The sequence below is a fragment of the Actinophytocola sp. KF-1 genome (assembly GCF_054661535.1).
The window spans coordinates 1-5543 of record NZ_BAAFVK010000031.1 but is presented as its reverse complement, the minus strand read 5'-3'; the positions used below and the strand labels follow the sequence as shown (position 1 = coordinate 5543).

Here is a 5543-nt window from a genome sequence, read left to right as displayed (position 1 = left end):
TACGCTGGCCACGAGGTCTCCGGTATTTCAGGTTTGCTTGGTCGCTAACCCGTCTACCGGAGACCTCGCCACATCCCGGCCACCGACACGCCGCTGATCAACACCTATGAAACACGGCCTAGCGGAGCCGCACGGAAGGGCCTGGTCGCGTCATCGCGTGACCAGGCCCTTTCCCGTGATCAGGGGCAGGTCCAGCGCGGTCAGGAGCCCGGGTTTCGCGGCCACCACGGCCGGGATCGCGTTCACCAGCCGCATCGCCGTGGCCTTGAGGCCGCCGGTGTTGTGGTCGCCGTCGCCTGCCTCGATGGTCAGGTCCAGCGTGTAGTTCGGCTCGCCCGTGACCTGTACCCGGTAGCCGCCCTGGCCCGGCATCCTCGGCCAGTCCGGGCCCAGGTCCGGGTGCAGCCGGGTCACGTGTTCCAGCACGCACACCGCGCGGTCGCCGACCATGCCGCGCACCTCGAACCGCAGTGCCGCCGCCGTGCCCTCATCGACCACCCCGGCGGGCACCTCGATCCGGTGCGGGGCGGGCAGCCGCGTCGCCGACTCCGCCACGCGGTCGAGCCGCACGCCGAGGCCCGCCGCCAGCTGGTGCACGACGCTGCCCCACGCCAGCGACAGCACGCCCGGCATCAGCAGCACCGGCACGTCGTCGAGCGCGCGGCCGAAGCCCATGATGTCGAACAGGATCTTCGCGTTGTCGTACGTCCCGTAGTCGAGGACCTCCAGGCAGCGCACCTGGTCGATGCGCTCGCACACCGACGTCAGCACGAGCGGCAGCCAGTCGTTCGCGAAGCCGGGGTCGATGCCGTTCACGAACAGCGACGCGCCACCTTCGGCCGCCGCGGCGTGGATCGGGGCCACCAGCTCGTCGGGGACCACGCCGTGCGGGTACTGCAGGAACACCGGACCGCTCGCCACGACGTTCACGCCCGCCCGCAAGAACCGCGCGAGGTCGGCCAGTGCTTCGGTGAGGCGGTCGTCGGCCATGGCCGTGTACACCACGCAGTCGGGGTGGAGGGCGAGCAGCCCGTCCGCGTCCGTGGTCGCGGCGACGCCGAGGGTGCGGCCGAGGCCGGCCAGCTCACCGGCGTCGTGGCCCGCCTTGTCCGGAGTGGACACCCAGACACCGGCCAGGTCCAGGTCGGGGCGCGCCGCGATGCCCGCCAGCGCGTGCCGCCCGACGTTGCCGGTGCTCCACTGAACAACTCTCATAGGTCCGGTAGTCCCAGGTCGAGGTTGGGCTGCTGGAGGCCGCCGTCGACCTCGAGCACCTTGCCGGTGACGTATCCGCCCGCGGCGGACACCAGGAACAGCACGGTCGCCGCGATGTCCTCGGCGTCGCCGATGCGGCGCAACGGGGTCGCCGTCGACATCCGCTCGCGCAGTTCGTCGTTCGTCAGCACGATGTCGAGCGCGGACGTCGCGACGGAACCGACCGCGATCGCGTTCACCCGGATGCGCGGGGCGAGGTCGTAGGCGGCCAGCTCGGTGTAGTGGGAGAGCGCGGCCTTCGCCGTCCCGTACGCGAGATAGCCGCGCCCGGAGACCCGGCCCATGATCGACGAGATGTTCACGACCGCGCCCGTGGTCATCAGCGGGACGGCGGCGCGGGTCAGCGCGTGCGCGGTCGAGACGTTGAAGTGGAAGGCCTGCTCGAGGAAGTCCGTGCCGGTGTCGAGGAACGGGCGCGGGTAGGTGCCGCCGACGTTGTTGACCACGATGTCGAGGCGCCCGAACGTCTCGTGGGCGATCCGCGCCAGTCCGGCCGCGGCGTCCACATCGGACAGGTCGGCCGCGACGACCCGTGCGCGACGGCCCGTGGCCGCCACCCGCTCGGCCACCTCGTCCAGGTCGGCGCCCGTGCGTGCGGAGACCACCACGTCGGCGCCGGCCTCGGCCAGTGCCACCGCGGTCGCGGCCCCGATCCCGCGCCCCGCCCCCGTCACGACGGCCACCTGGTCGGCAACCCGGAACCGGTCGAGGATCACGAGCGAAACTGTAACACGTTCTACTTGAGTTGATCCCGTGCTCGACCGCCCGGGCGCGGCGCCCGGTGCGGACATGTGCACGAAACCGGCAACTCGGTGTGCGCGAGAGCGTGACTCGCGGTGTTCGAGAGCGTGACTCGCGGGGTCAGGGGTGGCGGGTCGGGGCTACCACCAGGTGGCCGTCCTCGGTGGTGAGGACCTGTACGCGGGCGTCGTAGTGGCGGGCGATCGTGTCCTGGGTCAGGACCTCCGCCGGGGTGCCTGCCGCGACCACCTTCCCCTTGTCCAGCAACAACAGGTGCGACGCGTACTGGGCCGAGAGCGTCAGGTCGTGCAGCGTGCTGACGACCGTCGCGCCCTCCTCGTGGCGCAGGCGGTCGATGAGGTCGAGCAGCGCCTGCGCGTGCCCGATGTCCAGGCCCGTCGTCGGCTCGTCCAGCAGCAGCAGGCCCGCCTCCTGGGCCAGCACCCGCGCCAGCACCGTGCGCTGCCGCTCACCACCGGACAGCGTCTGCAGCGCACGGGTCGCGAGCGGCCCGAGGTCCAGGCGCTCCAGCACCTGCGACACCACCGCCAGGTCCGACTTGCGCTCCCGCGCCAGCGGCGACAGGTGCGGTGTGCGGCCGAGCAGCACGTAGTCCGTCACCGTCAGCCGGTCCGGCAGCTGCGGGGTCTGCGGGGCGTACGCGATCGCCCGCGCGCGTTCGCGGTTCGACAGCGTGGCCGTCGGCACGTCGTCGAGCAGGACCTCGCCGTCGTGCGGCACGATCCCGACGATCGACTTCAGCAGCGACGACTTCCCGGCCCCGTTCGGGCCGATGATCGCGAGCCAGCCGCCCTTCTCCACGGTGACGTCGACGTCCGCCGCCACCACGCGGGTGCCGTAGCGGGCGCTCACCGCCTTCAACGACAGGGCGCTCATCGCAGCCTGCTCCGGTTCATCCGCAGCACGAGCAGGAAGAACGGCGCGCCCGTGAACGCCGTGATCACGCCGATCGGCAGTTCGGCGGGCGCGAACGCGGTCCGCGCGATGTGGTCGGCGATGATCAGGAACATCCCGCCGCCCGCCAGCGACAGCGGCACGACCACCCGGTAGCTCGCGCCGGCCAGCAGCCGCACGACGTGCGGCACCACGATGCCGACGAACCCGATCAGCCCGCTCACCGACACCGCCGCCGCGGTCGCGAGCGACGCCGACAGCAGCACCACCACCCGCACCCGGCCGGGGTTGATGCCGAGCGACGCGGCCTCGTCGTCGCCGACGGCCAGCACGTCCAGCAGCCGGCCACACAGGCACAGGACGGTCGCCGCCACCACGATGTAGGGCAGCGTGACCAGCACCTCGGTCCAGCCCGACGTGTTCAGCCCGCCGAGCATCCAGCTGTAGACCTGCTTGATGGTGTCCGTGTTGAGCTGCTGCGCGAACGTTTGCACCGCCGTCAGGAACGACGCCACGGCGATGCCCGCGAGCAGCAGCACCGCCGTGCCGCCCCCCGCGGACCGGCCGAGCAGCCACGTCAGCGACACCCCGCCGATCGAGCCCGCGAACGCGGCGAGCGGCAGCGGACCGACGACCCACCCGGTCGTCTGCGGCGCGGCGACCACCACGATGGTCGCCGCCATGCCCGCGCCCGCGGCCGCGCCGAGCAGGTACGGGTCGGCGAGCGGGTTGCGGAACACGCCCTGGAACGCCGCGCCGGACACGGCGAGCGCGGCGCCGACGAGCCCCGCCAGCACCACGCGGGGCAGGCGCACCTGCCACACGATCGCGGCCTCGGTCGCCGACAGCGGGGACGTGCCGCCGGTCAGCTGCGCCCACACCTCGTGCACCACCCTGGTCCAGCCCAGGTTGGCGGCGCCGAGCAGCGTGGACACCGACACCACGACGACCAGTCCCGCCACCGCCACGGCGAGGACGCCGGGGCGGAGGCGGGTCGGGGTCGCGGTCAGTTCTGCTCGCCGGCCTTGGTCACGGCGTCGGCGATCGACTGCGCCAGGTCGACGATCCGCGGCCCCCAGCGGGACGCCAGGTCGTCGTTCAGCTCGACGACGTTGCCGTTCTTCACGGCCTTGAGCGTGTCCCAGCCCGGGCGCTTGGCGACGGTCCCGGCGTTCTGGCCGCAGCACTGCACGTCGGCCAGGAAGATCAGGTCCGGGTCGGCTTGCAGGATCGCCTCGTTGGACAGCTGCGGGTAGCCGCCCGCGTCCACGTCGGCCGGGTCGGCGATGTTGGTCAGGCCGAACAGGCCGTAGACCTGCCCGATGAACGTCTTTGACGTCGCGCTGTACAGCGTGGTGTCCAGCTCGTGGTAGTAGGTCAGCGCGGTCGCCGGCTTCGGCGTGTCCTTGACGATCTTGTCCAGGTCCGACCTGGTCCGTGCCACCAGGTCGGCGGCCTCGTCGGCGTGCCCGGTGGCCTTGCCGATGGCCTCCATGCCCGCGTAGACGTCGTCGAGCGTCTTCGCGGCGGGCACCGCGAGCACGGGGATGTCGATCGCCTTCAGCGACTCGACCATGTTGTCGGCGTCGTCGGAGATCACCACGAGGTCGGGTTCGTAGCCGGAGATGGCCTCGACGTTCGGGGTCAGCCCGGACAGGTCGGTCTTGGGCGCGTCGGCCGGGTAGTCGGACTGGTCGTCGACGGCCACGACCTGCTCGCCCGCGCCGACCGCGTACAGCGTCTCGGTGTTGCTGGCCGACAGCGACACGATGCGGGCCGGCCGCTGCTCGATGGTGACCGGTTCGCCGCCGGCCTGTTCGATCGTGACGGGGAACGCCGCGCTGCCGGTCGAGGCGTCGAACGAGTCACCGGGTGGCTGGTCGGACGCTTGCTCACGGTTCGCGCACCCGGCGACGAGCAGCGCACCGGCGACGGTCAGCGCCGCGAGGCGCCTGGCGGTGGAGGACAACGGACCACCTCGGGTCTTCGGCCCGGCACACGGGCGCGACCCGGGCGAGCCGGGACGCCGCGACCCTGCACCGGGGGCGGTTGGCGTCGACGCGGCGGGGAGGCGACCTGGCTTTGACAGTTGCGGGACAGCGCCGGAATCACACCGGACTTCGCTACCTCGTCGCGTCGCTGGTCACTGTGCTGACCAGCACCGGGACGCTATCACCCCGGGTCGGCGGCGGTGCCGGGGCAGTGCTGTGACGGTCGCGACAAGGGGTGTGGACAACTCGGCTCCTGGTCGCGGACCTTGTCGGTCGCGGGCTCCAGGCTGGAGTTCGGGGGCCGGAGGCCGTGGGCCTGTGGATGACTCCGCTGTCGGCGGCCGGTTGTGTCGGTGGTGGCCGGTACGCTGGATGTCGGGGGGCCGGAGGCCGGGGCCGGCCTTGTCGGGGTGGCCGTTTGCGCTGCTTGGGTGCGGTGCTGGTTCGGTGCGGATGTCGCCTGGATGCCGGGGCCGTTGTTTCCGGGGTTTCCACTCGGTGGTGTTCGGTGGTGGCGGCGGATTGTGCGGGTGGCGCACTCACGCGTCAAGGGCGCCTCAGTGTGAGGGTGTTGGTGGCTGCCTGTGTGGCGGTTAGGGTCCGGTTCTTCGGTTGTGTGGT

General features: G+C 71.9%; 5 protein-coding genes. All 5 read right to left on the bottom strand.

Annotation, left to right across the window (positions count from 1 at the left end):
* Positions 1-150: 150 nt before the first annotated feature.
* Positions 151-1215: an NAD(P)H-dependent amine dehydrogenase family protein gene (locus ACYQ77_RS44755; RefSeq protein ID WP_459723650.1), complete on the bottom strand. Its 1065-nt coding sequence runs from the start codon at positions 1213-1215 to the stop codon at positions 151-153.
* Positions 1212-1991: an SDR family oxidoreductase gene (locus tag ACYQ77_RS44750; protein ID WP_459723648.1), complete on the bottom strand. Its 780-nt coding sequence runs from the start codon at positions 1989-1991 to the stop codon at positions 1212-1214. The genes ACYQ77_RS44755 and ACYQ77_RS44750 overlap by 4 nt, the downstream gene beginning before the upstream one ends.
* A 145-nt stretch (positions 1992-2136) precedes the next feature.
* Complete coding sequence (locus tag ACYQ77_RS44745; RefSeq protein WP_459723646.1) at positions 2137-2913, bottom strand: ABC transporter ATP-binding protein; 777 nt, start codon at positions 2911-2913, stop codon at positions 2137-2139.
* Positions 2910-3941, bottom strand: a complete 1032-nt coding sequence (locus tag ACYQ77_RS44740; protein ID WP_459723652.1) for a FecCD family ABC transporter permease — start codon at positions 3939-3941, stop codon at positions 2910-2912. Before ACYQ77_RS44740 ends, ACYQ77_RS44745 begins: the two co-directional genes overlap by 4 nt.
* On the bottom strand, positions 3938-4900 hold the full coding sequence (locus tag ACYQ77_RS44735) for an ABC transporter substrate-binding protein (RefSeq protein WP_459723645.1): 963 nt from the start codon (positions 4898-4900) through the stop codon (positions 3938-3940). Before ACYQ77_RS44735 ends, ACYQ77_RS44740 begins: the two co-directional genes overlap by 4 nt.
* Positions 4901-5543: the final 643 nt, after the last annotated feature.

Excerpts from the sequence above, each read along its gene's own strand:
- ACYQ77_RS44755 (WP_459723650.1), bottom strand. The coding sequence starts at position 1,215 with ATGAGAGTTGTTCAGTGGAGCACCGGCAACGTCGGGCGGCACGCGCTG.
- ACYQ77_RS44745 (WP_459723646.1), bottom strand. The coding sequence starts at position 2,913 with ATGAGCGCCCTGTCGTTGAAGGCGGTGAGCGCCCGCTACGGCACCCGC.